Origin of the sequence: Mesorhizobium sp. SEMIA396, assembly GCF_024518615.1 — a bacterium.
GTDB lineage: Bacteria > Pseudomonadota > Alphaproteobacteria > Rhizobiales > Rhizobiaceae > Mesorhizobium.
Genome location: NZ_JANIFC010000003.1, coordinates 212,008 through 236,487, shown reverse-complemented (window position 1 = coordinate 236,487; position 24,480 = coordinate 212,008). Strand labels below are relative to the sequence as shown.

Annotated in this window: 29 protein-coding genes and 1 pseudogene; 6 read left to right on the top strand and 24 right to left on the bottom strand. The window is 63.6% G+C overall.

Annotation, left to right across the window (positions count from 1 at the left end):
• Window positions 1–34: 34 nt before the first annotated feature.
• The 9 genes and pseudogenes from NP503_RS10610 to gcvA all read right to left on the bottom strand — a co-directional run bounded on the left by NP503_RS10610 (window position 35) and on the right by gcvA (window position 10,056).
• A complete protein-coding gene (locus tag NP503_RS10610; protein WP_127268440.1) occupies window positions 35–1,621 on the bottom strand; it encodes an FGGY-family carbohydrate kinase in 1,587 nt (528 codons plus the stop codon).
• Window positions 1,618–2,301: an HAD family hydrolase gene (locus NP503_RS10605; RefSeq protein ID WP_127268441.1), complete on the bottom strand. Its 684-nt coding sequence runs from the start codon at window positions 2,299–2,301 to the stop codon at window positions 1,618–1,620. Before NP503_RS10605 ends, NP503_RS10610 begins: the two co-directional genes overlap by 4 nt.
• A gap of 15 nt (window positions 2,302–2,316) precedes the next feature.
• Complete coding sequence (locus tag NP503_RS10600) at window positions 2,317–3,795, bottom strand: mannitol dehydrogenase family protein (RefSeq protein ID WP_127272483.1); 1,479 nt, start codon at window positions 3,793–3,795, stop codon at window positions 2,317–2,319.
• A gap of 146 nt (window positions 3,796–3,941) precedes the next feature.
• Window positions 3,942–4,712 (bottom strand): L-iditol 2-dehydrogenase, encoded by a 771-nt coding sequence (locus NP503_RS10595; RefSeq protein ID WP_127268861.1) that lies wholly within the window; start codon window positions 4,710–4,712, stop codon window positions 3,942–3,944.
• A 2-nt stretch (window positions 4,713–4,714) separates the two neighbouring features.
• Entirely contained in the window at window positions 4,715–5,713 is a 999-nt protein-coding gene (locus NP503_RS10590; RefSeq protein WP_127272484.1) for an ABC transporter ATP-binding protein, read from the bottom strand.
• A gap of 69 nt (window positions 5,714–5,782) precedes the next feature.
• A pseudogene (locus tag NP503_RS10585) lies at window positions 5,783–6,607 on the bottom strand (carbohydrate ABC transporter permease).
• An 11-nt stretch (window positions 6,608–6,618) separates the two neighbouring features.
• Entirely contained in the window at window positions 6,619–7,491 is an 873-nt protein-coding gene (locus tag NP503_RS10580) for a carbohydrate ABC transporter permease (protein ID WP_013528414.1), read from the bottom strand.
• A gap of 123 nt (window positions 7,492–7,614) precedes the next feature.
• Entirely contained in the window at window positions 7,615–8,925 is a 1,311-nt protein-coding gene (locus tag NP503_RS10575) for a sugar ABC transporter substrate-binding protein (RefSeq protein WP_127268865.1), read from the bottom strand.
• Between the two features lie 225 nt (window positions 8,926–9,150).
• On the bottom strand, window positions 9,151–10,056 hold the full coding sequence (gene gcvA / locus NP503_RS10570; protein ID WP_127272481.1) for a transcriptional regulator GcvA: 906 nt from the start codon (window positions 10,054–10,056) through the stop codon (window positions 9,151–9,153).
• Between the two features lie 110 nt (window positions 10,057–10,166).
• Between gcvA and NP503_RS10565 the strand changes: the two genes are divergently transcribed.
• Window positions 10,167–10,352 (top strand): hypothetical protein, encoded by a 186-nt coding sequence (locus NP503_RS10565; RefSeq protein ID WP_127268414.1) that lies wholly within the window; start codon window positions 10,167–10,169, stop codon window positions 10,350–10,352.
• Between the two features lie 37 nt (window positions 10,353–10,389).
• On the opposite strand, the gene NP503_RS10560 is transcribed toward NP503_RS10565, so the two are convergent.
• Window positions 10,390–11,349 carry a sugar-binding transcriptional regulator gene (locus NP503_RS10560; protein ID WP_127268413.1) on the bottom strand — a complete coding sequence of 320 codons (960 nt, stop codon included), beginning with the start codon at window positions 11,347–11,349 and terminating at the stop codon, window positions 10,390–10,392.
• 246 nt (window positions 11,350–11,595) lie between these two features.
• Here NP503_RS10560 and NP503_RS10555 point away from each other — a divergent pair, with 246 nt between their 5' ends.
• Entirely contained in the window at window positions 11,596–12,228 is a 633-nt protein-coding gene (locus NP503_RS10555) for an HAD family phosphatase (RefSeq protein ID WP_127268412.1), read from the top strand.
• A gap of 269 nt (window positions 12,229–12,497) precedes the next feature.
• Here NP503_RS10555 and NP503_RS10550 read toward each other — a convergent pair whose 3' ends face one another.
• The 9 genes from NP503_RS10550 to ureC form a co-directional block, all read right to left on the bottom strand.
• A complete protein-coding gene (locus tag NP503_RS10550; RefSeq protein ID WP_127268410.1) occupies window positions 12,498–13,265 on the bottom strand; it encodes a class II aldolase and adducin N-terminal domain-containing protein in 768 nt (255 codons plus the stop codon).
• Window positions 13,266–13,347: 82 nt separating this feature from the next.
• Window positions 13,348–13,992 (bottom strand): urease accessory protein UreG, encoded by a 645-nt coding sequence (ureG, locus tag NP503_RS10545; protein ID WP_127268409.1) that lies wholly within the window; start codon window positions 13,990–13,992, stop codon window positions 13,348–13,350.
• Window positions 13,989–14,429, bottom strand: a complete 441-nt coding sequence (locus NP503_RS10540) for a DUF3995 domain-containing protein (RefSeq protein ID WP_127268408.1) — start codon at window positions 14,427–14,429, stop codon at window positions 13,989–13,991. Before NP503_RS10540 ends, ureG begins: the two co-directional genes overlap by 4 nt.
• Window positions 14,426–15,097 carry an urease accessory protein UreF gene (locus tag NP503_RS10535; RefSeq protein ID WP_164748834.1) on the bottom strand — a complete coding sequence of 224 codons (672 nt, stop codon included), beginning with the start codon at window positions 15,095–15,097 and terminating at the stop codon, window positions 14,426–14,428. The genes NP503_RS10540 and NP503_RS10535 overlap by 4 nt, the downstream gene beginning before the upstream one ends.
• Window positions 15,090–15,683 (bottom strand): urease accessory protein UreE, encoded by a 594-nt coding sequence (gene ureE, locus NP503_RS10530; RefSeq protein WP_127268407.1) that lies wholly within the window; start codon window positions 15,681–15,683, stop codon window positions 15,090–15,092. Before ureE ends, NP503_RS10535 begins: the two co-directional genes overlap by 8 nt.
• Window positions 15,680–16,285, bottom strand: coding sequence for a glutathione S-transferase family protein (locus NP503_RS10525; RefSeq protein WP_127268406.1), 606 nt, complete (start codon window positions 16,283–16,285; stop codon window positions 15,680–15,682). The genes ureE and NP503_RS10525 overlap by 4 nt, the downstream gene beginning before the upstream one ends.
• 44 nt (window positions 16,286–16,329) lie before the next feature.
• Entirely contained in the window at window positions 16,330–16,923 is a 594-nt protein-coding gene (locus NP503_RS10520) for a hypothetical protein (protein WP_127268405.1), read from the bottom strand.
• Between the two features lie 34 nt (window positions 16,924–16,957).
• Window positions 16,958–17,392, bottom strand: coding sequence for a hypothetical protein (locus NP503_RS10515; protein ID WP_127272482.1), 435 nt, complete (start codon window positions 17,390–17,392; stop codon window positions 16,958–16,960).
• 32 nt (window positions 17,393–17,424) lie between these two features.
• Window positions 17,425–19,137 (bottom strand): urease subunit alpha, encoded by a 1,713-nt coding sequence (gene ureC / locus NP503_RS10510; RefSeq protein WP_127271601.1) that lies wholly within the window; start codon window positions 19,135–19,137, stop codon window positions 17,425–17,427.
• Window positions 19,138–19,319: 182 nt separating this feature from the next.
• Here ureC and NP503_RS10505 point away from each other — a divergent pair, with 182 nt between their 5' ends.
• Window positions 19,320–19,703 (top strand): hypothetical protein, encoded by a 384-nt coding sequence (locus tag NP503_RS10505; RefSeq protein ID WP_127269523.1) that lies wholly within the window; start codon window positions 19,320–19,322, stop codon window positions 19,701–19,703.
• Between the two features lie 129 nt (window positions 19,704–19,832).
• The gene (locus NP503_RS10500; protein ID WP_127269524.1) at window positions 19,833–20,318 is read left to right on the top strand and encodes a hypothetical protein; all 486 of its coding nucleotides are present in this window, start codon (window positions 19,833–19,835) and stop codon (window positions 20,316–20,318) included.
• 35 nt (window positions 20,319–20,353) lie between these two features.
• On the opposite strand, the gene NP503_RS10495 is transcribed toward NP503_RS10500, so the two are convergent.
• From NP503_RS10495 to NP503_RS10475, 5 genes are read right to left on the bottom strand one after another with little or no spacing between them, the layout of a single operon-like run.
• Window positions 20,354–20,659, bottom strand: coding sequence for an urease subunit beta (locus NP503_RS10495; RefSeq protein WP_127269525.1), 306 nt, complete (start codon window positions 20,657–20,659; stop codon window positions 20,354–20,356).
• An 8-nt stretch (window positions 20,660–20,667) separates the two neighbouring features.
• On the bottom strand, window positions 20,668–21,255 hold the full coding sequence (locus NP503_RS10490; protein WP_127269526.1) for a HupE/UreJ family protein: 588 nt from the start codon (window positions 21,253–21,255) through the stop codon (window positions 20,668–20,670).
• Between the two features lie 32 nt (window positions 21,256–21,287).
• Window positions 21,288–21,542 (bottom strand): DUF1272 domain-containing protein, encoded by a 255-nt coding sequence (locus NP503_RS10485; protein WP_127269527.1) that lies wholly within the window; start codon window positions 21,540–21,542, stop codon window positions 21,288–21,290.
• A gap of 10 nt (window positions 21,543–21,552) precedes the next feature.
• Entirely contained in the window at window positions 21,553–21,855 is a 303-nt protein-coding gene (locus NP503_RS10480) for an urease subunit gamma (RefSeq protein WP_127269528.1), read from the bottom strand.
• 28 nt (window positions 21,856–21,883) lie between these two features.
• Window positions 21,884–22,723 carry an urease accessory protein UreD gene (locus NP503_RS10475; RefSeq protein WP_127269529.1) on the bottom strand — a complete coding sequence of 280 codons (840 nt, stop codon included), beginning with the start codon at window positions 22,721–22,723 and terminating at the stop codon, window positions 21,884–21,886.
• Between the two features lie 222 nt (window positions 22,724–22,945).
• Here NP503_RS10475 and NP503_RS10470 point away from each other — a divergent pair, with 222 nt between their 5' ends.
• Together NP503_RS10470 and NP503_RS10465 are read left to right on the top strand one after the other, a co-directional pair.
• Window positions 22,946–23,200 carry an acyl carrier protein gene (locus tag NP503_RS10470; RefSeq protein WP_013528393.1) on the top strand — a complete coding sequence of 85 codons (255 nt, stop codon included), beginning with the start codon at window positions 22,946–22,948 and terminating at the stop codon, window positions 23,198–23,200.
• Window positions 23,201–23,205: 5 nt separating this feature from the next.
• Window positions 23,206–24,414, top strand: a complete 1,209-nt coding sequence (locus tag NP503_RS10465; RefSeq protein WP_127273593.1) for a beta-ketoacyl synthase — start codon at window positions 23,206–23,208, stop codon at window positions 24,412–24,414.
• Window positions 24,415–24,480: the final 66 nt, after the last annotated feature.

The following is a 24,480-nucleotide window of genomic DNA, read 5'->3' as shown; positions in this document are numbered from 1 at the left end:
GGAACGGATTGAGCCAGCGACCGGCCCCGATGCTCTAGCGGATCGCGTCCAGCATCCGCCGCTGGCGGTGCATCTCGAGGAAAACCTTGTAGTCGCGCTCGAAACGCCCTGATGATTTCGGGTTCGACGGGCGCGTCCGGCCGCCTTGCTGCATGGCAAGACAGGCGGCGTTGAGGTCGGGAAACAGCCCGGCTGCGGTGGCGGCGATCATGCCGGTGCCGAGCAGCACCGCCTCGTCGGCCAGCGGCTCGATCACCGTGCAGCCGGTGGCGTCGGCATAGAGCTCCATCAGCAGCGGGTTCTTGGTGTGGCCGCCGGTGACGTGCAGCGTGTCGATCAGATAGCCATTTTCGTTCAGTGCCTCCAGCACGTGGCGCACGCCGAGCGCGATGCCGACGGCGGTGCGCCAGTAGAGCTTGCACAGGCTGTCGAAGGAGGAGTCCAGCGTCAGCCCGCTGACGACGCCGACCGCATGCGGATCGGCGAGCGGTGAGCGGTTGCCATGAAAGTCGGGCAGCACATGCAGCCTTGCGGCGAGGTTGTCGCCCTCGGTGGCGCGCAGCTCGGCGACACGCCCGGCGATCTTCGCATGCATGGCGGCATCCGGCTCGCCGCCGGCGCCGTGCCAGCGGATGATGTGGTCGAGCAGGGCGCCGGTCGCCGACTGGCCGCCTTCCGACAGCCACAGTCTCGGCAGCGCCGCGCCGTAGTATGGCCCCCAGACGCCGGCGAAAGGCTGCGGATCGGGCGACATCGCCATCACGCAGCTCGATGTGCCGGCGATCAGCGCCAAATGCCGGCCGATGTCCTGTTCGTCGCCGGCAAAGCCGCCGAGCACGCCAAGCGCGCCGGCATAGGCATCGATGACCCCGGCGCCGACCCGGCATTTCTCGCTCAGCCCAAGCTCGGCCGCCGCTTGCGCCGTCAATCGACCGATATCGGCGCCGACCGGGCTGGCTTTTTCCGGCAGGCTGCCGTGCTCGAAAAGATCGTCGAGGCCGACGAGTTCGAAGAAATCGCGCCGCCAGCCTGTCTCCTCATGCGCCAGATAGGTCCATTTGGCGGTCAGCGTGCATTGCGAGCGGGCCAGCGAGCCCGTCGCTTGCCAGGTCAGGAAATCGGTCAGGTCGAATAAATAGCCGGCTTCATTCCACGTCCGCGGCAAATTGCGCTTCAGCCACATCAGCTTCGGCGTCGCCATTTCCGGCGACATGACGCCGCCGATGTAATTCAGCACGGCGTGGCCGCTTGCCGTGCATTCGTCGGCCTCGGCGATGGCGCGGTGGTCGAGCCAGACGACGGTGTCCCAGCGCTTGTCGCCGGTGACCGAGACGCTGAGCTGGCCGCCTTGCCGGTCGCGCACCACCAGCGAACAGGTGGCATCGAAGGAGATGCCGACAATGTCCTCAGGCTCGACACCGGCTTTTTCGCGGGCAGCGCGCACGGCGGTGCAGACGGCCGACCAGATATCGCGCGAATCATGCTCGGCGTGATCGGGCTTCGGCTGGTTCATGGCGATCGGCCGCTCGGCGCGGCCGAGCAAGGTGCCTGTGGTGTCGAGAATGCCCGCGCGAGCGCTCCCGGTGCCGACATCGACCGCGCAAACGAACTGTTTCGTCAAGATGCTCTGTCTCTCGCTCCCAGGCCTGCAATCAGATCGGGCAATTGCAGCATGTCAGCGAATATAAAGTCCGGCTCACTCGACGCAAGCCGCGCTTTCAAGGTCGGGTTGCCGGCATGCGAGCCGCCGGTGAAGGCAAACACGCGCATCCCCGCCGCGCGCGCAGCAATGATGCCGGCCGGGCTGTCCTCGACGACGAGGCATTTGCGCGGATGAGCCCGCATGCTGGCGGCGGCATGCAGGAACAGATCCGGCGCCGGCTTTCCCTTGGCCACCATGGTGGCACTGAACAGGTGCGGCTCCATCAGCCCAAGCAATCCGGTGACGTCGAGCGCGTAGCGGATGCGGTCGAGCGTGCCCGAGGACGCGACACAGAACGGCAGCCCAAGCTTCGGCAGTATCTTCTTGACGCCGGCGATCGGCTTCAGCTCCTCGCGGAATTTGCGCATCAGTTCGACGCGCATCTCGGTCAGGTGCAGGTCTGTGATATCGAGCCCGAAGTCGCGGCCGAGGATCTCGCGCACGCTTTTCATGCTCCTGCCGAGGAAATGCTCGTAGGCGGCATCCTCACTGACGCTGCCGCCGGCGACTTTGACCATGCCGAGCAGCGCCGAGACGGAGAGCGCCTCGCTGTCGACCAGCACGCCATCGCAGTCGAAGATGACCAGTTCAGGCGTCATGGCCGAGAATGGCTCTCAGAGCTTGCCGGCGAGGTAGCGCGTCAGCGTCGCGCGCGCGCCATTCGCCCACAGCACGTTGAGCGCATGGGCGAAGGCCTCGACAAACGCCGTCGCGCGGCCGACATCGCCATAGATGTCCTCCATGGCAAGCCAGGCGGCGGGAGCATCCTTTGCCGCTTTTGCCGTTGCCTGCAGCCGGCCCCAGCTCGGATCGTTGGGCTCGATGACGGCGCCGCTATCCGTCGTGCCGAAGCAGTAGCGGCACCATAGCGCCGATTCCAGCGCCAGGCCCGCGACGCTCTTTCCGGCCTTCAGCCGGTCGGCGATGGTCGGGATGATGAATTTCGGCTGGCGGTTGGAGCCGTCGAGGCAGAGCCGGCGCACCGTGTCGCCGATCTTGGGATTGGAAAAGCGGCTCTCGATGAGCTGGTAATAATCTTCCAGGACCGTGTCCGGCACCGGCGGCACGGTCGGAATGATTTCCTCCCGTTCGAGCTTGGCCAGAAACCCGCTCACCAGCGGCTCCTGCATCGCCTCATGGACGAAATGGATGTCCATCAGGCCGGCCGGATAGGCAATCGTCGCGTGGCCGCCATTGAGGATGCGGATCTTCATCAATTCGTAGGGCGCAACGTCTTTGACGAACTGCACGCCGACCTTTTCCAGCGGCGGCCGGCCGCCGGTGAAATGGTCCTCCAGCACCCATTGCCGGAACGGCTCGCAGAACACCGGCCAGTTGTCCTCAAGGCCAAAGTCCTTGGCGAGGATGCCGCGTTCGCGGTCGGTGGTCGCCGGCGTGATGCGATCGACCATACCATTCGGGAAGGCGACATGCTCGCTGACCCAGTTCGCCAGATCCTCGTCGATCAAACGGGCCAGGCCGATGACGCCGTCCGAGGTGACATGGCCGTTGTGGGGAATGTTGTCGCACGACATGACCGTGAACGGCACGGTGCCTTCATCGCGCCGCCGCACCAGCCCGGCAAGGATGATGCCGAACACCGTCTTCGGTGTCGCGCCGGGCTGCGCATCGGCGAGGATGTCGGGGTGGGTCGGGTTGAACACGCCGGATGCCGGATCGATGAAATAACCGCCCTCGGTGATGGTCAGCGAAACGATCTTGATCGCCGGGTCGGCCAGCCGTTCGATGATGCCGGCCGCATCGCCGGGCATCAGGAAGTCGATCATGGCGCCGGTGACCCGGGCGCTCATATGGCCGCTGTCCTGCTCGACCACCGTGGTCAGCCAGTCCTGCTCTTCCAGTTTGCCGCGGCCGATCTTTTCACCGTCGAACACGCCGGCGCCGATCAGTGCCCAGTCATGGCCGACGCCCGAATTGAACAGATCGTCGAGATAGACGGCCTGATGCGAGCGATGGAAATTGCCGACTCCGAAATGCACGATGCCGGCCTTCAATGTCGCGCGGTCATACTTCGGGCCGGCGACCTCAGCGGGCAGTTTGGAGAGGTTTGAGGACGAGAGTTTCACGGTCATCTGTTTTACCCTTTGGCCGAATCTAGGCCTTCGTTACGCTCCTCTCCCGGTTGGGGAGAGGATAAGGGGTGGCACTGGCTACGCGCCCGCTGATGTCGGCCTCTGCTCCCCGCGGAGGGACGAGGAGCAGAGGCCGTCCCCCGCCCTCAACTCATCCACTGGCCGCCATCGACATTGTAGGTCTGGGCGACGATGTATTCGGCGTCGCTGCTGGCGAGAAAAACCGCCATGCCGGTGAGGTCCTGCGCCGTGCCCATGCGGCCATACGGCACTGCCTCGCCGACCAGCTTCTTCTTCTCGCCCTTCGGCCGGTTCTCATATTTGGCGAACAGCGAATCGACGTGATCCCAGTGCTCGCCGTCGACGACGCCAGGGGCAATCGCGTTGACGTTGATGCGGTGCTTGATCAGGTCGAGCCCCGCTGACTGTGTCAGCGAAATGACGGCGGCTTTGGTGGCGCAATAGACGCCGACCAGCGCCTCGCCGCGTCGTCCGGCCTGGCTCGCCATGTTGATGATCCTGCCGCCCCGGCCAGCGGCGATCATCGAGCGGGCGGCTGCCTGCAGCATGAACAGCGTGCCGGCGACATTGACGGAAAACAATTTATCGTAGCTTGCCTTGGTGATCTCGACGATCGGTGCCAGATCGAAAAGAGCGGCGTTGTTGATCAGGATATCGAGGCCACCGGTCTTCGTCTCGACGGCTTTCACCGCCGCCTCGATGGAGGCGAGGTCGGTGACGTCGAGCTTGACCGCATAGGCCTTGCCGCCGATCTCGGCGGCCGTCTTCTCCGCCGCCTCGAGATTGATGTCGGCTATGGCGACGGTGGCGCCTTCGCCGGCATAGGCTTCGGCGAAGGCTCTGCCGATGCCGCGGGCCGAACCTGTGATCAGCGCGGATTTGCCGGCCAGCCGCATGTTCAGATTGCCTTCCCGTCGGCGCCGAAGCGATGCAGCTTGGCCTTGTCGGGCGTCAGATAGATGGTGTCGCCATGATGGACGCCGAGTTCGCCGTCGGCGCGCACCGTCAGCGGGCCGACGCCATCGGCCTGGACATGCAGGAAGGTGTCGGAGCCGAGATGCTCGGCGACGCCGACGACCGCCTTCCATTCGCCCGCTGTGGTCGAGATCTCCAGGTGTTCGGGACGGATGCCGATGGTCTTGGCGCCGTTTTTGGCAGCCGGCGTGCCTTCGATCAGGTTCATCTTCGGCGAGCCGATGAAGCCGGCGACGAACAGGTTCTTCGGCGTCTTGTAGAGCTCCATCGGCGAGCCGACCTGCTCGATGTTGCCGGCGTTCAGCACGACGATCTTGTCGGCCATGGTCATGGCTTCGACCTGGTCGTGGGTGACGTAGATCATGGTCGTCTTGAGCTGATGGTGCAGCTCGCTGATCTCCAGCCGCATGGTGCCGCGCAGTGCCGCATCGAGATTGGACAGCGGTTCGTCGAACAGGAAGGCGGTCGGCTGACGCACGATGGCGCGGCCGATGGCGACGCGCTGGCGCTGGCCGCCGGAAAGCTGGCCGGGCCTGCGTTCGAGATAGTTGGTCAGGTTGAGCACGCGCGCGGCGTCTCCCACCTTCTTGTCGATGGTCGCCTTGTCCTCGCCGGCCATCTTCAGCGGGAAACCGATGTTCTTGGCCACCGTCATGTGCGGATAGAGCGCATAGGACTGGAACACCATGGCGAGCTTGCGCTTGGCCGGTGCCTCGCCGGTGACGTCGCGGCCGTCGATGTTGATGGAGCCGCCGCTGGTGTCCTCGAGCCCGGCGATCAGCCGCAGCAGCGTTGACTTGCCGCAACCCGACGGGCCGACGAAGACGACGAACTCGCCATTCTCGATCACCAGGTCGAGACCGGGGATGATGGACGTCGCTCCGAAGGATTTGGAGACGTTCTTGAGCGTGATGTTTCCCATGATTTCCTCCCCGAGGGGTTATTTCTGCCGATTGCTTCGGGCAATTCCGTTACTTCACCGCGCCATCAATTATTTGACCGCACCAAATGTCAGGCCGCGCACCAGCTGCTTCTGGCTGAACCAGCCCATGATCAGGATCGGCGCGATGGCCAGTGTCGAGGCGGCCGAGAGCTTGGCCCAGAACAGGCCTTGCGGGCTGGAGAACGAGCTGATGAAGGCGGTCAGCGGTGCTGCTTCCGTCGTCGTCAGCCGGATCGTCCAGAACGCCTCGTTCCAGGCTAGGATGATGTTGAGCAGCATCGTCGAGGCGATGCCCGGCACCGCCATCGGCGTCAGCACATAGACGATCTCGTTCCACAGCGACGCGCCGTCCATGCGTGCCGCTTCCAGGATCTCGCCCGGTATTTCGCGGAAGTAGGTCTAGAGCATCCACACCACGATCGGCAGATTGATCAGCATCAGCATGATCATCAGGCCGATCCGGCTGTCGAGCAGTCCTGTGTCGCGGAAGATCAGGTAGATCGGGAACAGCACCGCGACCGCGGGCATCATCTTGGTGGACAGCATCCACATCAAGATGTCCTTGGTCCGCTTGGTCGGCGAGAAGGCCATCGACCATGCCGCCGGTATGGCGACGAGCAGGGCCAGGATGGTCGAGCCGACCGAGAGCAGCACCGAGTTGAAAAAGAATTTGAAGTAGCCGCTCTGCGCCTGAACCTCGGCATAGCTCTCGAACGTTCCCGACGGGATGATGCTGAAGCCCTGGATGGCTTCCTGCTCCGACTTGAACGAGGTGATGATCGTGTAGAGGATCGGGAAGAAGATCAGCAGGGCGACGATCCAGGCGGCAACTGTCGCAATCGTCTTGTGCTGGGTGGTGACTGAGCGTGCCATCGTAGCCTCCCTTACTTGTCCAGGTTCTTGCCGACGGCGCGCATGGCGAAGAAGGCAACGATGTTGGCGAGAATGACGGCGATCACACCGCCGGCGGATGCCTGGCCGATTTTGAACTCCAGCAACGCCTTCTGGTAGACGAGGAAGGGCAGGTTGGTGGAGGCGTATCCCGGGCCGCCATTGGTGGTGACGAGGATCTCGGCATAGACGGAGAGAAGGAAGATCGTCTGGATCAGGATGACGACCGTGATGGCGCGCGACATGTGCGGCAGCGTCAGATAGATGAAGCGGCTGATGAAGCCGGCGCCGTCCATCTCGGCGGCTTCCTTCTGCTCGCCGTCGAGCGACTGCAGCGCGGTCAAGAGAATGAGCGTGGCGAAAGGCAGCCATTGCCAGGCGACGATGATGATGATCGCCAGCATCGGATGCTGCCCGAACCAGTCGATCGGCTGGGCCCCGAAGAAGCGCGCTATGTCGGCGAACACCCCATATTGCGGGTGCATGATCATGTTCTTCCACACCAATGCGGCCACCGGCGGCATGACGAAGAACGGCGAAATGACCAGGATGCGCACGATGCCCTGGCCCCACATCGGCTGATCGATCAGCAGCGCCAGAAGGATACCGCCGATCACCGTGATCAGGAGCACGCTGACCACCAATGTGAGCGTGTTGAGGATCGACTGCAGGAAGGCCGGGTTGGAATAGAACAACGCGTAATTCGAGAAGCCGACAAAGCCGTCGCGGATCGGATTGAGCGGATTGTATTGCTGGAAAGAGAACCAGATGGTGATGACCAGCGGCACAATCATCCAGACGAACAGCAGCACCACGGATGGCGCCATCATGAAACGGGCAAGCGAACGGGTCTGCTGAGTAGCCATGACGTCACCCTTCACTGGTCAGACTGAATTTTCAAAAGGCGTTAAAGGCGGCCGCCCGAACTGGGAATTCGGGCGGCCGTTGCCGGTCAAGGAGGCGACCGGCAGTCGGCACCGGGAGGAGCCTTACTTGATGTATCCGCCTTCGGTCATTGCCGCGGTGGCAGCGTCCTGGGCCTGCTTCAGCGCATCGTCGACACTCGACTGGCCGGCAAGAGCCGCCGAGAAGAGCTGGCCGACCGTGGTGCCAAGTCCCTGGAACTCGGGGATGGCGACGAACTGGACGCCGACATAGGGCACCGGCTTGACGGTCGGATGCGTCGGGTCGGCGGCGTTGATGGAGTCCAGCGTCATCTTGGCGAACGGAGCCGCCTTCTGGTACTCGGCATTGGCATAGAGTGAGGAGCGCGTGCCCGGAGGAACGTTGGCCCAGCCTTCCTTCGAAGCGACCAGTTCGGCATAGTGCTTGCTGGTCGCCCAGGAGACGAACTTCTGGGCGGCATCGGCTTTCTGCGTCCCGGCGGGGATCGCCAGCGACCATGCCCACAGCCAATTGCCGCGCTTGCCCAGGCCATTGTCGGGTGCCAGCGCATATCCAACCTTGTCTGCGACCTGCGATGCCTTGGGATCGGAGACGAAGGACGCAGCGACGGTGGCGTCGATCCACATGCCGCATTTGCCCTGCTGGAACAGCGCCAGGTTTTCGTTGAAGCCGTTGGAGGACGCACCCTCGGGGCCGTCGGCCTTCATCAGGTCGACATAGAACTGCAGCGTGTTCTTCCATTCCGGCTGATCGAACTGTGGCTTCCAGTTCTCGTCGAACCAGCGCGCGCCGAAGGAGTTCGACATGGCGGTCAGGAAGGCCATGTTCTCGCCCCAGCCGGCCTTGCCGCGCAGGCAGACACCGTTCACGCCATTGGCGCGGTCGGTCATCTTGTCGGCGGCCTGCCTGATGAAGTCCCAGGTCGGCGCGTCGGGCATCTTCAGCCCGGCCTTCTCCATCAGGTCCTTGCGGTACATGACGAAGGAGCTTTCGCCGTAGAAGGGCGCGGCATAGAGCTTGCCGTCGACCGAAAGGCCGCCTGCGATGGCGGGGATGATGTCCTTGGCATCGTAGTCGTCGCCGAGCTTGTCGAGCGGCAGCAGCCAGCTCTGCTTGGCCCAGATCGGAACCTCGTAGGTACCGATGGTCATCACGTCGTACTGGCCGCCCTTGGTGGCGATGTCGGTGGTGACGCGCTCGCGCAGCACGTTTTCTTCGAGCGTGACCCAGTTGAGCTGGATGTCGGGGTTCGCCTTGGTGAAGTCCTCGGTCAGCTTTTGCATGCGGACCATATCGCCATTGTTGACGGTGGCGATGGTGATGGATTCGGCATGTGCGGCGAACGCAAGCGTGCTGGCCGACAACAAGCCCAGGGTGAGCGTGCGAAGTTTCATCAAATTCCTCCCTTGAACCAAGATGAGCATTTGCCTTGGCTTTGGGCAATTACTCACTTGGCGTGAATTATGTCAAGTCGGATTCGATGCTGCAGCGCAGCACCCGGGCGACACCGCAGGCCGGGACGAGCGGAAATTGCCAGGGCGAGAATCATCCCGGCCGGATACAGTGAGGCAGCAGCGGATAGATCTGCGAGAACCAGGCGCAGCCCGAAAGCTTGCCGGTCAGCCGGCGATCTCGGCCAGCAGCCAGTCGCGGAAGGCACGGATCTTCGGCACGTTGCGGCGCGCTTCGGGGTAGACCAGCCAATAGGCATGGCCGTCGTCGCCAACCAGATCGAAAGGCTGGATCAGGCGCCCGTCGGCAAGTTCCGCCTTGAACAGCGCCCTGGTCAGGACCGCGACGCCATGACCGGCGATCGCCGCATTGGCCTCATAGGCCTGCGCGCCCATGCTGCTGCCGGGCCGCTTGGCAAGATCGTGCGAATGCACGCCGGCAGCCTCGAACCATTGCGTCCACCAGATGTCGCCGGGATCGAGGATCGGCAGCCGCAACAGGTCCGCCGGTTCCCTGACGCCGCCGATGGTCGCCGCGAGTTTCGGGCTCAGCATCGGCGTGAAGTCGGCATCGAGCAGCTTGTGCGCCTCCAGGCCCGGCCATTTGCCGCCGCCCGAGCGGATGGCGATATCGGTATCCTCGCGGGCAAAGTCGGTCAGGCGGCTCGACGTTTCGAGCCGCACCGCCAGCGCTGGATGGGCGATCTGGAACGACCCCAGCCGGTGCGCGAGCCAGTTCGAGGCGAATGTCAGCACCGTCGTGACGCACAGCAAGCCGTCGGCCCCGCCACGCGCCGCGGCATAGGCCTGACCGAGAATGGCAAAGGCCTCGCTGACCGCCGGCGCGAGGCGCTGTCCAGCCTCGGTGAGTGCGATCTGGCGTGGTCGTCGCAGGAACAGCGGCGCGCCGACCCGTTCCTCCAGCACCTTGATCTGATAGCTGACCGCCGCTTGCGTCATGGCAAGTTCACTGGCGGCCTTGGTGAAGGAAAGATGCCGCGCCACCGCTTCGAACACCCGGATCGCCTGCAGCGGCGGAAGCTGTGCAACCTGCCGAGAGCTGAGGTCCGGCATAAAGCCTCCTTATGGGTCCTTATCGACGTTCGATTGGCAAAGACTGCCGTCAAGACCGACATTCCTAGTCAACCCGTCATTCGGGTTCAGGATAGCGAAGGTTGACGATCATGACCATGGCGCAGCAAAAATGCACTCCCGCACCGGATCACCGCTGGTTTTCGTGGCTGACGGATGGATTCGGCTGGTTCGCGGCCAAAAGACGAGCACATCTCGACATCAGGGACCTGTCGCCGCATCTGCAGCGCGATCTCGGTTTTCTCGATGGCAATGACCCTTTCGGGCGGCACAGCTAGCGCGGTTGGTTTTATCGCAAATCAGTTGTGGTTCCGGTCAGATGTTGGCCAGCAGGGCGGCGGCGGTCCGTTCATCGGTGATGAGGCCGTTGATCAGCCGCCGGTTCGCGGCCGCCAGGATGCCTGGCAGCTTTCGTTCGCCCATGGCCAGTGCGATGACCAGTGATTTCTCGCGTGACGGAAGCGACGCCGACGACACCCGGTCGTTGGTGATGCCCTCGATCATGCGGCCCTCCCTATCGAACACCCAGCCGACGATCTCGGCGATGCCGCCGGCCTTCTGCAGCGCCTTCAATTCGCTCTCCGAAATGAAGCCGTCTTCGTAGAGCGGCGCCTTGGGGCCGAGATCGCCGATGCCGATGAAGGTGACGTCGGCCTCGGCGGCAAGCGCAAGCGTCGGCTGGATCATCGGCTGGTTGAGCAGCATCTCGCGCTCCTCCGGCGACGAGGCGATGACCGGCAGCGGCATCGGGAAGGAGCGCGCCTTGACCCTGTCGGCCATGGTGAAGATGACGTTGTAGAAGGCTGCCGAGCCGTCCGGCGAGATGTTGCCGGTCAACGACACCACCTTGTGCTGCGGGCATTCCATCGGCGGCAACTGCTCGATCGCCGCCTTCAGCGTGCGCCCGGTGCCGATCGCCATGACGATCGGGGTCGGTGACCGCAGCCGCCGCTCGATCTCGGCGGCAGCCGCTTCGGCGATGCCGATCGTGGTCGAGGACGAATTGGGGTCGCTCGGCACCACCTCGACCAGATCGAGCGCAAAGCGCGATCTCAGCCGTGCCGCCAGATCGAGGCAGTTGGCGATCGGATGGTCGACGCGAACCTTGATCAAGCCCTCCGACACCGCCAGCGATACCAGCCGCTGCGCCGTTTGCCGCGAAATGCCGAGCGTCGAAGCGATCTGGTCCTGTGTGTTGCCGGCAACATAATAAAGCCAGCCGGCGCGCGCCGCATCGTCCAGCCTGTTGCTGCCACCATCCTGCCGGCTATTCAAAGTCCTGCCTCCCGAGACCGCCGGTCATGAGAGCGGCCCATGCCCACTTTCGCAGGGAACGGCCTGCTGCGCAATTGTCAATCTCGGGAGCAATTGCTTGCTGTCGATCGGCGTAGGCACGGCCCAGTTTTTTGCCTGTGTCGCCAAAGAGACTTGGCCGCGGTCCCGGCAGGCGGCAGGTTCTTGTGCTCCGAAGGTTTATCTCCCGGCTCAAACCCTTTAAGGGATGGCAAAAAGGAGCCTCACATGATGCCGAAAGCGGTTTTCTGGGACATGGACGGCACGCTGGTCGACAGCGAACCGCTGCACGAAGCAGCCCTGATGGCGGCGATGCGCAATGTCGGCCTTGTCCCGCCGGACGATCTGCATGAGCGCGTGCTCGGTGTCGCCGCCTGGCCGGTCTACGAGATGATGCGCGACGAGTTCGGCCTGGACCTGCCTTTCGACGACTGGATCGTGCGCAAATACGAGCATTATCTGCCGTTGGTCGAGGGGCTGAAGCCGCGCCCGGGCGCGATCGAGATATTCAACGAGCTGCGTGCAAGAGGCATCCAGCAGGCCGTGGTCTCGAATTCGGACCGGATGATCGTCGACGCCAATCTGAGCATGGTCGGCCTGATCTACCCCGGCATGAAGACGATCAGCCGCAACGATGTGCGCGAAGGCAAGCCGCATGCCGAGCCGTTCCTGCGCGCCGCCTATCTGGCCGATGTCGACCCTACGCACGCCGTGGCGATCGACGACAGCTGGCCGGGCGCCATGGCGGGACTGGCGGCGGGCATGAAAACGATCTTCTGGCCGGAAAAGCCGATGGAAGGCCCGCCCGGCGCCGTCGTCATCAACAGCGCCGAGGAATTGCGGACTGAACTGGGGCTTTAAGCTTGGGGAAAGTGGGTGGCTCTTCCTGCGACGTCGATGATTGGCGAAACCGGCGAATAAGAGCGTCCTTCTCCCCGTCACTATACGGGGAGAAGTGCCCGGCAGGGCGATGAGGGGCGGCGCCGCGATTGACAATGAAGGCGCTTTCCATGGCGTATTGAGATCACGGTCAGGCCGAGTTTTGGTTCGTCCCACACTTTCGGGGCTTGCGCCGCCCCTCATCCGCCTGCCGGCACCTTCTCCCCGTATAGTGACGGGGAGAAGGGTCCTCAATTCCGGTAAACCGGTTCCTGCTCGTCGAGGATCGCCTTCAACTCGCTGAGATGGCGTTCGGCCTGGCCGGGATAGTCGTCCATCTCGCTCGCGGCCTTTTCTGCGATCGCGTCGGAAAGCGTGCGCAGCGGGCGGCCGGTCCACAGCGCCTTGATGTAGGTCTCGGCGGCGCGTTCGAAATAGAACATGCGGTTGAAGGCATCGGCGACCGTGTCGCCGATGACCAGCACGCCGTGATTGCCCATCACCATCACCTTGACCTTGGGATCGACGAGAAGCTGCGAGCAGCGCTCGCCCTCCTCCTCGAAGGCCAGCCCGCCATAATGCGCGTCCACGACATGGCGATTGAAGAACATCGCTGAATTCTGGTCGATCGGCGGCAGTGTCGAGTCAGCGAGCGATGCCAGCACCGTGGCGTGGATCGAATGGACATGCATGACACAGCGCGCGTGGCGCACATTGCGATGGATGGCGCCATGCAGTCCCCACGCCGTTGGGTCGGGCGCATCGGGGCCGGAGAGCGTTTCTGGATCGTTGGCATCGATCATCAGAAGGTCGCTCGCCTTGATGCGCGAGAAATGCACCTGGTTGGGGTTCATCAGGAACTGTGTCCCGCCATCATTGACGGCCAGCGAGAAGTGATTGGCCACCGCCTCATGCATGTTGAGCCGTGCCGTCCAGCGGAAGGCGCAGGCAAGATCGACGCGCTCCTCATAGTAGGGCAGGTTGGTCAGCGTTTCCTTTTGCAGACGGGCAAGGCTCATCCTAAAATCCTCCGGTTTCGGCAAGAATGCCGTGGCCAGCCCATGTCCGCAACCGGTTTTGGTTGGTGCAGGGATAGCTGTCTCACGCTGCCGTGCTGGCAGCGGCACCGCTGGCCCGCAGGCCGCCATGCTCGATGATGAAATCGATCACCTCCTGCAGCCCCTTGCCGCGCGACAGGTCGGTGAAGCCGAACGGCCGTTTTCCGCGCATGCGGCCGGCGTCGCTCTCCATGACATCGAGATTGACGTTTACGTAAGGAGCAAGATCGCTCTTGTTGATCACCAGGAAATCGGAGCGGGTGATCGCCGGCCCGCCCTTGCGCGGAATCTCCTCGCCCTGGCAAACCGAGATGACATAGAGCGTCAGGTCGGCGAGGTCAGGCGAGAAGGTCGCGGCAAGATTGTCGCCGCCGGATTCGATGAAGACGATGTCGAGATCCGGGAATTTCCTGTTCATTTCGGCGATTGCCTGCAGATTGATCGACGCATCCTCGCGGATGGCGGTGTGCGGGCAGCCGCCGGTCTCGACACCCATGATGCGGTCCTCGGGCAGTGCCTGCAGCCGCGCCAGCATCATGGCGTCTTCCTTGGTGTAGATGTCGTTGGTGACGACGGCGATGGAAAACTCGTCGCGCAACGCCTTGCACAGTTTTTCGGTCAGCGTCGTCTTGCCCGAACCGACCGGGCCGCCAATGCCGATGCGCAGCGGGCCATTTGTCTGTGTCATGTCGGAAACTCCGTGATGGCGAGGATGGCAAAGCCGAGCCCGATCAACAGGCAGAGCGGCGAATAATAGCGGACATCGAGCCGCGCGAAAGGTTGTTCCGGCGCCAGCCGCCGCCACCATGGCGTGAAGCCGGCTATGCCGCGACCCAGGAACACTAGGCCGATGAGCAGCGAAGTGGCGGCGAGGCCCTGCTTTGGGAAGGGTGAAGCAAAGACGCCTTCGAGCGCCAGCGGCCATAGTGTCGCCAGGCACAGGCACGCGGCAACGGCGAAACTGGCGAACGGCGACGGCATCTCATCGACACCGCGAAAACCGACCACGGCGCGAGCGCACGAGGCCGCATCCCGGCCCGGCCAGATGCCGCCAAGACCCCAATAGACATGCAGCGCGGTGATCAGCAGCAGAACAAGGGAGAGCGCGAAGGCGAGAAAAGTCATGAGCGGAACAGCCGCGAATACTGGGTTTCGTGCTTCATCGCCATGACATCGGAGACGAAGGCGCAGCCACCGAGATCGTCCAGTGTCGAGCGCGCGGCGCGGGCTGCGGTCGTCAGCGCCAGCGGCTCGAAGCCGGCTAACAACGTGGTCGCGCCGCTCTGGCCGACGATGCCAAGCCGGATCGCCGCCTGGGCGAGGTTGGAGAAGAAGGTTTGCAGGAAGGCTGACAGCGCATCCTGAAGCGCAATTGAATTGCCGCCGGCAACAGCGCCGACGGCGACGCAATAGGCGCATTCAGCCGGCAGCCGTTTCAGCACCGGATTTGGCCAGGCTGCCGCCGCTTTGAGGAAGGCCGCACCCTGCAGCATGGTTTCGGTATGGCGTTCGCGCGAGCCGGCCAGCGCCTCGGCGAGTGCCGCCACTTCATCGAGATCACCGGCGTGGCGTGCGCGGCGCCAACTCTCGGCGAACAGCACGGCGTCGTTCCAGCCCGAACCGATCTCGACAAGCGTTTCCAGCCAGCCGGCCAGGCTCCCGGCATCGGCAACCAGCCCGTCATGCACCGCGCGCTCGAGACCATGGCTGTAGGAAAAGCCGCCGACCGGAAAGGCAGGCGACAGCCACGCCATCAGCCGCAGCAGGGCGATGTTCGAAGGCTGGTCAGCCATGATCGTGGTGATGGCCGGCGTGACTGTGCGAATGGGTATGCGCTTCGTCATGAGAATGGCTGTGCGCTTCGGCGTGGCTGTGGGCATGCGCATGGCCGTGATCGTGGCTTTGCCCGCCATGCCCGGAATAGGCGCCGCGCACCGGCTTGAACGGTTCGGAAACGTCGGCCACCGTGGCGCCGAGCCCCTCCAGCATCGCCTTGATAACATGGTCCCGCAGGATGAGGATGCGACCGGCCTCGATGCTTGCTGCGAGATGGCGGTTGCCGATGTGCCAGGCGAGCTCGGCCAGATGCACGCCGTCGCGGGCGCGGATGTCATAGACCTCTTCCGGCGCCGCGATGATCTCGACATGGCCGCCATCCTCCAGCACCAGCCGGTCGCCATCGTTCAAGGCGACGGGTTCGGGCAGGTCGACCAGCACCTTGCTGCCGTCGGCAAGCTCGATGGCGCGGCGGCGCAAATGCCGCTCGTCATGGGCGAGAATGGCCCGGCCGGACGGTAGCGTGGTTCCGGCGTTGCCGGCGGACAGTACGGAGACGGCCCGCGGGAATTTGGTGAAGTCGGTGTTGAGGTTGAGCTTCATTTCATGGATCCCCCATTTGCTTGCGCCCGTGCACGGGCGGGCCGTGCCAGCACGCGGTCGAAATAGGCGTTGACGCGCTCGGAGTCGATCGGGAATCGGCCGGCGCGAGCCCAGCCGCCCATGTCGCCGAGCAGCACATCGACAGCGGAAAACCGATCGCCGAGCGCAAACGGTTTGTCGCCCAGCCGCCGCTCCAGCGCCTTCAGTTCCGAGGCAAAATCGTAAGCCGCCGCAGGACCGACATCGACGCGCACATCCCTAGGCAGCAGGAAGCGATGGCGCAATTTGTTCCACAGCGGCGCTTCCAACTCGCTCTGGGCAAAATGCATCCAGGAATCCATCTCGGCACGGCCCGCGACGCCCGGGTTGGCGCCCATGTCCTTGTCGGCATGCTTGTCGGCTAGATAAACGCAGATCGCCGCCGAATCCGTCACCGTCAGCTCGCCGTCGATGAGGATCGGCACCTTGCCCGATGGGTTGAGCGCATAGGCTTCCGGTGAGCGCAGATGAACCTCGACCAATTCATAAGGCTGCCCGAGCTCCTCGAGCATCCAGAGAACGCGGCTGACCCGGGATCCGCGCGATCCAACGGCCTTGTACATGTCGAACCCTGCCTTTCTCCAACAAGCTAGACCATCGCGTTCGTTCAGACGATGGTGTCGAAGAGCCGCAGGATGAACGATATCTGGTAGATAAGCGCCGCCGTGACGAAGGCGATGTGGAAGCGGCGGTCGCGCACCAGGATCGCGATGATGCAGAGCGCGACGAAGACCGGCGTGCGGAACAGATACTCGCTGCCGAAGCGGGCGAAATGCTCCGGCCCCTTCAGCAGCGTGTCGACCACGTCGAGCAGGTAGGTCGCAGCCAGCAGGCCGAAGAACCACGCACGGCGCGAATAGAAGAAATCCTCGTAGCTGGTGTAGTCCAGCATCGAATCGGGAAACAAAAGCGCACACAGCAGGAACAGCGTGATCGCGTAGAAGATGATGAACAGGTACTTGCCGAAGGTCCAGGTTTCGATGGCGTAGAGGCCGAACTCCCACCACCAGAAATGCACCAGCATCAGGAGCACCGAGACGACCCAGGCCAGATGCACGGGATAGAGCTTGTACTGGCCGGGATGCTGGACGATGCGCGCCACCCCCGACAGCAGGCGGGCGACGCCAAGCCCGATCACCATGCCCATGACGATGCGGATGTGCGGGAAGATGTCGTGGGCGGAAGCGATTTCGGTGGCCATTCGTGTGTCTTACCAGCTGCTTCGACAATTTCGGCTAATCATACCAAAGCCACAGCTTTCGGTAGCCGGCCGGAACTTCAATCTGCTCGGCGGGCAGGTGATCGACATCTCCTTCCCAGGTTTCGTCCGGCTCGAAGCCTGATGGCAGCCAGCCAATCACATGTTCTTCGCTGGCGCGCGTTGTAATGACGACTTTGTCAGAGAATGGCCATTCTCCATCATCGCACTGCACGATCGCTATCCGGACATCGTGAACTTCGGGCTTTTTCCGTATCGACTGAAATGTAGCCAGAACCGTATCATTGTTCGGTGCCTCCGGGCTGTTGCACAGCAATCCGGCTTCGCCTTGAGCCCCATCGAAATATTCTTCCAATGTAACAAGCGGCATGGAGAGTGGGGCAATGCCGCCGTTGTATTTTTGCAGCGCGCCCATCCTCGAAATTAAGGCAAGTTTCTTTTGCTCGTCCATGATGGGTCCGATACGTCGTGGGCGCAGCAATCCTAAAACAGAAAATACCTCTGCGCCATCGGCAGCACGGTAGCCGGCTCGCAGGTGAGCAATTCCCCGTCGGCACGCACCTCGTAGGTTTCCGGATCGACCTCGACATGCGGCGTGGCGTCGTTGAGCACCATCGAATGCTTGCCGATGCCGCCGCGGGTGTTCTCGACGGCGACGAACTGCTTGTCGACACCGAGCCTGCCGTGCAGGCCTGATTCGAGCGCGGCTTTTGAAACGAAGGTCACCGACGAGTTGGTCCTGGCCTTGCCATAGGCGCCGAACATCGGCCGGTAGTGCATCGGCTGCGGCGTCGGGATCGAGGCGTTGGGGTCGCCCATGGGCGCTGCGGCGATCATGCCGCCGATCAGCACCATGTCCGGCTTGACGCCGAAGAAGGCCGGGTTCCACAGCACCAGGTCGGCGCGCTTGCCGACCGCGATCGAGCCGATGTCTTTCGACAGCCCATGCGCGATGGCCGGGTTGATCGTGTATTTGGCGATGTAGCGGCGGACGCGGAAATTGTCGTTGTTGCCGGTCTCCTGCGGCAGCGAGCCGCGCTGGCGCTTCATCTTGTCGGCGGTCTGCCAGGTGCGGATCGCGACTTCGCCGACACGGCCCATGGCCTGCGAATCCGACGAGATGATCGAGAAGGCGCCGATGTCGTGCAAAATGTCTTCCGCCGCGATGGTCTCCTTGCGGATGCGGCTTTCGGCAAAGGCGATGTCCTCAGGGATCGACGGCGACAAATGATGGCAGACCATCAGCATGTCGAGATGCTCGGCCAGCGTGTTGACCGTGTAGGGCCGCGTCGGGTTGGTCGAGGACGGGATGACGTTGGGCAGGCCGCAGACCTTGATGATGTCAGGTGCGTGGCCGCCGCCGGCACCCTCGGTGTGGAAGGCATGAATGGTGCGGCCTTTGATGGCGGCGACCGTGTTCTCGACAAAGCCGGATTCGTTCAGCGTATCGGTATGGATCATCACCTGCACGTCGTAGTCGTCGGCGACCGACAGGCAGCAATCAATGGCCGCCGGCGTCGTGCCCCAGTCTTCGTGCAGCTTCAGCGAGCAGGCGCCGCCCAGCACCATTTCCTCAAGCGCGGCGGGCAGGGAGGCATTGCCCTTGCCCGACAGGCCGATGTTCATCGGGAAGGCATCGAAGGACTGGATCATGCGGGCCATGTGCCATGGCCCCGGCGTACAGGTGGTGGCCAGCGTGCCGTGCGCCGGACCGGTGCCGCCGCCGAGCATGGTGGTGATGCCTGACATCAGCGCTTCCTCGATCTGCTGCGGGCAGATGAAGTGGATATGCGCGTCGAAGCCGCCTGCGGTCAGGATCTTGCCCTCGCCGGCGATGATCTCGGTGCCGGGACCAATGATGATGGTGACGCCATCCTGCGTGTCCGGATTGCCGGCCTTGCCGATGGCCGCGATGCGGCCGTCGCGAAGCCCGATATCGGCCTTGAAGATGCCTGCGCTGGCATCGATCACCAGTGCGTTGGTGATCACCGTGTCGACGGCGCCCTGGGCTCTGGAAACCTGGCTCTGGCCCATGCCGTCGCGGATCACCTTGCCGCCGCCGAATTTCACCTCTTCGCCATGGATGGTGAGATCCTTCTCGACCTCGATGAACAGTTCGGTGTCGGCAAGGCGCACTTTGTCGCCGACCGTCGGGCCATACATCTGCGCGTAGGCGGCGCGGGTAATTCTGGCCATCAGCGATTGCTCCCGAAATGCGGTTTGCCGAAATGCGGTTGGATTGAAGCGCGGCTGCACATTGCTGCCATCCTATGGTCACGCAATGACCCGCTGGGCGACACCTTCTGATCCCATTTGGCGGTTGAGGTTAGGGGGTCACCCCAGACCGACCGTTTGCCAATCGATGGAAAGGAAAATCCATGCGCAAAACGATAATTCTTGCCGCAGCTGCCAGCCTGATGCTGGCTGGCGCCGCCAGTGCCCAGCAGCAACCCGCGCCACAGCCCACTCCGGCGCCGGCAACGCCTGCTCCAGCCACGCCCCAGGCTCAGCCGGCGGTGCCGACGATCCAGAGCGTCAACATCGTCGACATCACGGAGCTGCCAAAGGACACCCAGACGCAGGTCAACCAGGTGATCGCCCAGCGCGGCGATGACGGCTTGAAGAAACTGCGCAGCTCGATCGACGCCACGCCCAAGGTGAAGTCGGCGCTGGAGGCCAAGGGAATGACCTCGGCGCAGGTGGTCGCGGCCAGTATGGAACCCAATGGCGCACTGACCCTGATCACCAAGAAGGCGAGCTGACGCCACGGCACGGCGGGCCGGCATCCGGCCGGCCGGCCGCATCGGGAAAGGAACCTTCGCCGGGCGGGATTCGTTTTGTTCTTTTCGCGCTAACCCGCGCCCCGAAACGATTTCTCTCAGGAGCGAGCGATGGCGATCACTTTCTCGACCAGAATGCAGGCAGTCGCCGCCATGGCGTTCCTGGCGGCTGCCGGTCCGGCTACCGGATTGAAGGCGCAAGGGCTGGAAAGCACGGAGACCGTCAACCGCATCGTCGGCTCGCAGGTCAAGCAGGAAGAGACCAAGGCCACCACTGAGGCCGCAAACGTCAACACGGCGATCGACCGCACGCGTGAAAACATCGGTACGGTACGCAAGACGTCCAAGCTCGACAAGGTCGACATCGTGTTCCTCACCGACGCCGCGCGCAGCGAAGGCGGCCCGCCGCCGGAGATCGAAAGCAAGGTCAAGCAGCATCAGGACGACATCACCGAGCTGCGCAAGGAGATCGAAGCCAACGCGCTGCTGTTCAACGCCATCGAATCGCAGCGCGTGCAGGCGCAGGATGTCCTTGCCGTCGAATTCGACGATCCCGGAAAGATCGTCATCTACGCCGCGGCCAAGCCATCGAACTGAGCTGAGCGCGCCGAAAGATCTCACAGCTTGAGATCTCACAGCTTGCCCATCACCTTCTGCTGAAATCCGTAGACCTCGCGCTTGCCGCCGAGCGGCACCAGCGTGACATCGCGCTCCTGGCCCGGCTCGAAACGCATGGCCGTGCCCGCGGCAATGTCGAGGCGCATGCCCCTGGCGCGCTCGCGGTCGAATTTCAGCCCCTCATTGGTCTCGAAGAAATGGTAGTGGCTGCCGACCTGGACCGGCCGGTCGCCGCTGTTGGCGACTTTCAGGGTGACGGTCGGCAGGCCCTTGTTGAGCTCGATGTCGCCGCCCACCGTGATGATTTCACCGGGGATCATGGTCGCCCTCACACGATGCCGAAGGCGAGACCGATGCCGATCGCCGCACAGGCGGCACCGGCAGCACGGGCCACTCCACGGAACCGGATGCCGAGACTGAGACCGGCAGCGATGCCGGCGGCATGCAGCAACAGCGTGGCGATGGCAAAGCCGGCCATGTATTCAAGCCCGCCGGCATTCTCCGGCACCTCGGTGCCATGCGCGTGGCCGTGGAAAAGTGCGAACAGGCCGATGATGGCGACCCCGGCCGAGACCGGCAGATCGATCGCCAGCGCCACCAGCAGCCCGAGCGTCACGACCGATGCCAGTATGCCCGGTTCGACGAAGGGCAGCGGCATGTGCAGCATACCCAGCGCGCCGCCGACCAGCATGACGCAGACAAAGGCCGCCGGCCAGGCAAGAACCGCCTTGCCGCCCTTGAGCGCCGCCCACAGCCCGACTGCGGCCATCACCGTCATATGATCGAGCCCGGAAAGCGGGTGCATGAAGCCGGCCGTGAAGGAGGAGGCCGTGCCGATGCCGACATGAGCATAGGCCGGCATGGCAGCGGCCAGCAGCAGGATCGCCGACAGGCAGAGGCGTTTGGCGGGGATCATCTGTTTGCCTTTCGTTTTGCTCGGTCTGGTGTTTACGCCGCCTTGCTGGGACCGCAGCCTTCAGCCTTGAGAACGCGTCTGCTCGACGCCGGATATTTCTTCAGCATCGCTGGCGGGCGGATCGGCCGCGCCGAAAAACCACCGCCGCAATTGGGGCAGATGCCGCCCAACACCTGTTCCACGCATCCGGCGCAAAAGGTGCACTCGAAGGTGCAGATCAGCGCATCCGTCGCCTCCGGCGGCAGGTCCTTGTCGCAGCATTCGCAGTTGGGACGCAGCTCCAGCATCCTGTCCTCCTCAACGGATCGGTTCGTGCACGGTCACCAGCTTGGTGCCGTCGGGAAAAGTCGCCTCGACCTGCACGTCATGGATCATCTCGGCGATGCCTTCCATGACTTGCGCGCGGCTGACGATATGAGCGCCGGCTTCCATTAGTTCGGCGACCGGACGGCCGTCGCGGGCGCCTTCGACGACGAAGTCGGTGATCAGCGCGATCGCTTCCGGATGGTTGAGCTTGACGCCGCGTTCGAGCCGCTTGCGCGCCACGATCGCCGCCATGGCGATCAGCAGCTTGTCCTTTTCCCTCGGCGTCAGGTTCATGCGTTTCCCTGGATTGGTAGAGACAGGCCTATAGTGACCATAATTTGGGCAACCCCGCCCTTCCGTTGAGCAATTCGACGAGTGGAACCAGCCGCTGGCGCAGCCGGTAGCCGTCCCCGGCGTAGAGCCTCGCAAGAAGCTTGCCAGATTTCTTCACGCTCCAGGCACTGGCGCTGCCGTGTTCGCCGACGATCTCCAGAACCCGGTCGAGCAGGGCCTCGGCGCGTGGCGACACCAGAAGCAGCGTCGCCACCGCGATCGCGCCGCCGGCAACCGCCGGGCGGTCGAGCGTGGCGGCGATATCGGGTCCGATGCGGAAATCCTCGGCATGAATGAGGGCGCCATCCTGGCGCACACGCCAGCGGTCATGGAAGTTGCCCTGCGTGGCGCGTTCGCCCATCGCCAGGCGGCCGAAGACGGCGGCTTCCAGCACCAGCGCCTCGGCGCCGACGGCAAGCTCGACGTCGAGCGTGCGGGCAAAGGCCGCCCGGTCGAAGACGATGGTTTCCTGCGGCAGCCAGGCGATCCGGCCATTTTCGCCGACCGACAAATTGACCCGCACTTCGGCACGGTCGGACGCGGCCCGGTAGATTTTCTCGCAGGCCTGCGTGGTGATCGATGCCGAAGCGGCCGCGCCGACATCCACCTCCCAGGCGATACGGTCGCCGCCGGTCATCCCGCCGGCGGTGTTGATCAGCACCGCCTCAAACGGATCGGCCGAGACGGCCGGCATCCTTATCTTGGCGGCGCCGTCCTGATAGAGGCGCCGCAGGCGCGTGCGGCCCTCACTGAGCGCGCAGGAAAGCCGCGCGACGCCCGCAACGCGCTGCGTCGAAATCCCGTCATGTTCGCCGCTAGGTTCGCCCATATCCATGCCTGCACGTTAAGCACTCCGTCGGCTTTGTCGATATGGAGTTCGATATAGCTTGTTGCTTGACAACGTTTCGGTTTCTATAGAGGGAACCACCTTGGTACGGTCATGCTGCGCTTGGCGGAGGCATTAAACGACGACGACGGCTTGATACCAGGAGAAAAAGGGGCGCTGCTCAGTTGGCGTCGGGAAACGTCGAGATAGTGGGGAAGGAACCGAATGGCCGACCAGCTGGCAACGGATATCATCGCGAAGATCAAGGCTCATGCCGAGCCGGGCGGCGAAGAAATCACCACCACCACCGAATTGACCTCGCTTGGCATCCATTCGCTCGAGCTGACGGAGATTATCTTCGATCTTGAGGAAGAGTATGGCATCGAGATCGAGATGAACACGGTCGACGCCTGGAGCAATCTGAAGAACGTCGGCGACATGGTCGAAGCTGTGCGCGCGCTGATCGCGAAAAAAGCCTGAACTGAATGCGGCAGCGCGTTGTCATCACCGGCATGGGCGGCATTTGCGGGCTCGGCACCAGCGCGCCCGCGATCTGGAACGAGATGCGCGCCGGCCGCTCGGCCATCGGCCAGATCACAAGTCCCCAACTGCATGATTTGAAGGTCAAGGTCGGCTGCGAAATCAAGGCGCTTCCCGATCACGGAATCGACCGCAAGCAGACCGTGTCGATGGACCGCTTCAGCCTGCTGGCGACCATCGCAGCCAGAGAAGCCATGCAGGAGGCCGGCCTGGTTTCGAATGAAGCCACCACCTATCGGATGGGCACCGTCGTCGGTGTCGGCGTCTGCGGCTGGGAGGCGATCGAAGAGAGCTATCGCGCCATCCTGGTCGAGGGCAAGAACCGCGCCGGTATCTTCACCGTGCCAAAGGTTATGCCAAGCGCGGCCTCCGGCCATGTCAGCATGAGTCTGGGCCTGCGCGGCCCGGTCTTCGGCGTCACCTCGGCCTGCTCCTCCTCCAACCACGCCATCGCCTCGGCCGTCGACCAGATCAGGCTTGGCCGCGCCGATGTGATGGTCGCCGGCGGCACCGATGCGCCGCTGGTCTGGGGCATCCTGAAGGGCTGGGAAGCATTGCGCGTGCTGGCGCCCGATACCTGCCGGCCATTCTCGGCGGATCGCCAGGGCCTGTCGCTCGGCGAGGGCGCCGGCATGGCGGTCCTGGAAACCTACGAGCATGCCATGGCGCGCGGCGCCACCATCCTTGCCGAGGTCGCCGGCGCCGGCCTCTCCGCCGATGCCTCCGACATTGTCGCGCCGACCGTCGAAGGGCCGACAGCGGCCATGCGCGCCTGCCTGGCCGATGCCGGCTTCAATCCCGAGGATGTCGACTACCTCAACGCCCATGGCACCGGCACCAAGGCCAACGACCAGATCGAGACGGCAGCGATCAAGCGCGTCTTCGGCGACCATGCCTACAAGCTTTCGGTGTCGTCGACCAAGTCGATGCACGCCCATTGCCTCGGCGCATCGGGGGCGCTGGAGATGATCGCCTGCGTGATGGCGATCCGCGAAGGCATGGTGCCGCCGACGGCCAATTTTCGCGAGGCCGATCCCGATTGCGACCTCGACGTCACGCCGAACGTGCCTCGCGAGCGCAAGGTGCGCGCCGCGATCAGCAACGGCTTCGCGTTCGGCGGCACCAATGCCGTGCTGGCCTTCAAGGCCGTCTGATCTAAGGGGCGCGCGATCTGCCTCAGGCAGACCATTCCGTTGATTGTTCGTGCACGACGAAACCTT

Excerpts from the sequence above, each read along its gene's own strand:
- NP503_RS10605 (WP_127268441.1), bottom strand. The coding sequence starts at position 2,301 with ATGACGCCTGAACTGGTCATCTTCGACTGCGATGGCGTGCTGGTCGAC.
- NP503_RS10600 (WP_127272483.1), bottom strand. The coding sequence starts at position 3,795 with ATGACCGTGAAACTCTCGTCCTCAAACCTCTCCAAACTGCCCGCTGAG.
- NP503_RS10595 (WP_127268861.1), bottom strand. The coding sequence starts at position 4,712 with ATGCGGCTGGCCGGCAAATCCGCGCTGATCACAGGTTCGGCCCGCGGC.
- NP503_RS10590 (WP_127272484.1), bottom strand. The coding sequence starts at position 5,713 with ATGGGAAACATCACGCTCAAGAACGTCTCCAAATCCTTCGGAGCGACG.
- NP503_RS10580 (WP_013528414.1), bottom strand. The coding sequence starts at position 7,491 with ATGGCTACTCAGCAGACCCGTTCGCTTGCCCGTTTCATGATGGCGCCA.
- NP503_RS10575 (WP_127268865.1), bottom strand. The coding sequence starts at position 8,925 with ATGAAACTTCGCACGCTCACCCTGGGCTTGTTGTCGGCCAGCACGCTT.
- gcvA (WP_127272481.1), bottom strand. The coding sequence starts at position 10,056 with ATGCCGGACCTCAGCTCTCGGCAGGTTGCACAGCTTCCGCCGCTGCAG.
- NP503_RS10565 (WP_127268414.1), top strand. The coding sequence starts at position 10,167 with ATGACCATGGCGCAGCAAAAATGCACTCCCGCACCGGATCACCGCTGG.
- NP503_RS10555 (WP_127268412.1), top strand. The coding sequence starts at position 11,596 with ATGATGCCGAAAGCGGTTTTCTGGGACATGGACGGCACGCTGGTCGAC.
- NP503_RS10550 (WP_127268410.1), bottom strand. The coding sequence starts at position 13,265 with ATGAGCCTTGCCCGTCTGCAAAAGGAAACGCTGACCAACCTGCCCTAC.
- ureG (WP_127268409.1), bottom strand. The coding sequence starts at position 13,992 with ATGACACAGACAAATGGCCCGCTGCGCATCGGCATTGGCGGCCCGGTC.
- NP503_RS10540 (WP_127268408.1), bottom strand. The coding sequence starts at position 14,429 with ATGACTTTTCTCGCCTTCGCGCTCTCCCTTGTTCTGCTGCTGATCACC.
- NP503_RS10535 (WP_164748834.1), bottom strand. The coding sequence starts at position 15,097 with ATGGCTGACCAGCCTTCGAACATCGCCCTGCTGCGGCTGATGGCGTGG.
- ureE (WP_127268407.1), bottom strand. The coding sequence starts at position 15,683 with ATGAAGCTCAACCTCAACACCGACTTCACCAAATTCCCGCGGGCCGTC.
- NP503_RS10525 (WP_127268406.1), bottom strand. The coding sequence starts at position 16,285 with ATGTACAAGGCCGTTGGATCGCGCGGATCCCGGGTCAGCCGCGTTCTC.
- NP503_RS10520 (WP_127268405.1), bottom strand. The coding sequence starts at position 16,923 with ATGGCCACCGAAATCGCTTCCGCCCACGACATCTTCCCGCACATCCGC.
- NP503_RS10515 (WP_127272482.1), bottom strand. The coding sequence starts at position 17,392 with ATGGACGAGCAAAAGAAACTTGCCTTAATTTCGAGGATGGGCGCGCTG.
- ureC (WP_127271601.1), bottom strand. The coding sequence starts at position 19,137 with ATGGCCAGAATTACCCGCGCCGCCTACGCGCAGATGTATGGCCCGACG.
- NP503_RS10505 (WP_127269523.1), top strand. The coding sequence starts at position 19,320 with ATGCGCAAAACGATAATTCTTGCCGCAGCTGCCAGCCTGATGCTGGCT.
- NP503_RS10500 (WP_127269524.1), top strand. The coding sequence starts at position 19,833 with ATGGCGATCACTTTCTCGACCAGAATGCAGGCAGTCGCCGCCATGGCG.
- NP503_RS10495 (WP_127269525.1), bottom strand. The coding sequence starts at position 20,659 with ATGATCCCCGGTGAAATCATCACGGTGGGCGGCGACATCGAGCTCAAC.
- NP503_RS10490 (WP_127269526.1), bottom strand. The coding sequence starts at position 21,255 with ATGATCCCCGCCAAACGCCTCTGCCTGTCGGCGATCCTGCTGCTGGCC.
- NP503_RS10485 (WP_127269527.1), bottom strand. The coding sequence starts at position 21,542 with ATGCTGGAGCTGCGTCCCAACTGCGAATGCTGCGACAAGGACCTGCCG.
- NP503_RS10480 (WP_127269528.1), bottom strand. The coding sequence starts at position 21,855 with ATGAACCTGACGCCGAGGGAAAAGGACAAGCTGCTGATCGCCATGGCG.
- NP503_RS10475 (WP_127269529.1), bottom strand. The coding sequence starts at position 22,723 with ATGGGCGAACCTAGCGGCGAACATGACGGGATTTCGACGCAGCGCGTT.
- NP503_RS10470 (WP_013528393.1), top strand. The coding sequence starts at position 22,946 with ATGGCCGACCAGCTGGCAACGGATATCATCGCGAAGATCAAGGCTCAT.
- NP503_RS10465 (WP_127273593.1), top strand. The coding sequence starts at position 23,206 with ATGCGGCAGCGCGTTGTCATCACCGGCATGGGCGGCATTTGCGGGCTC.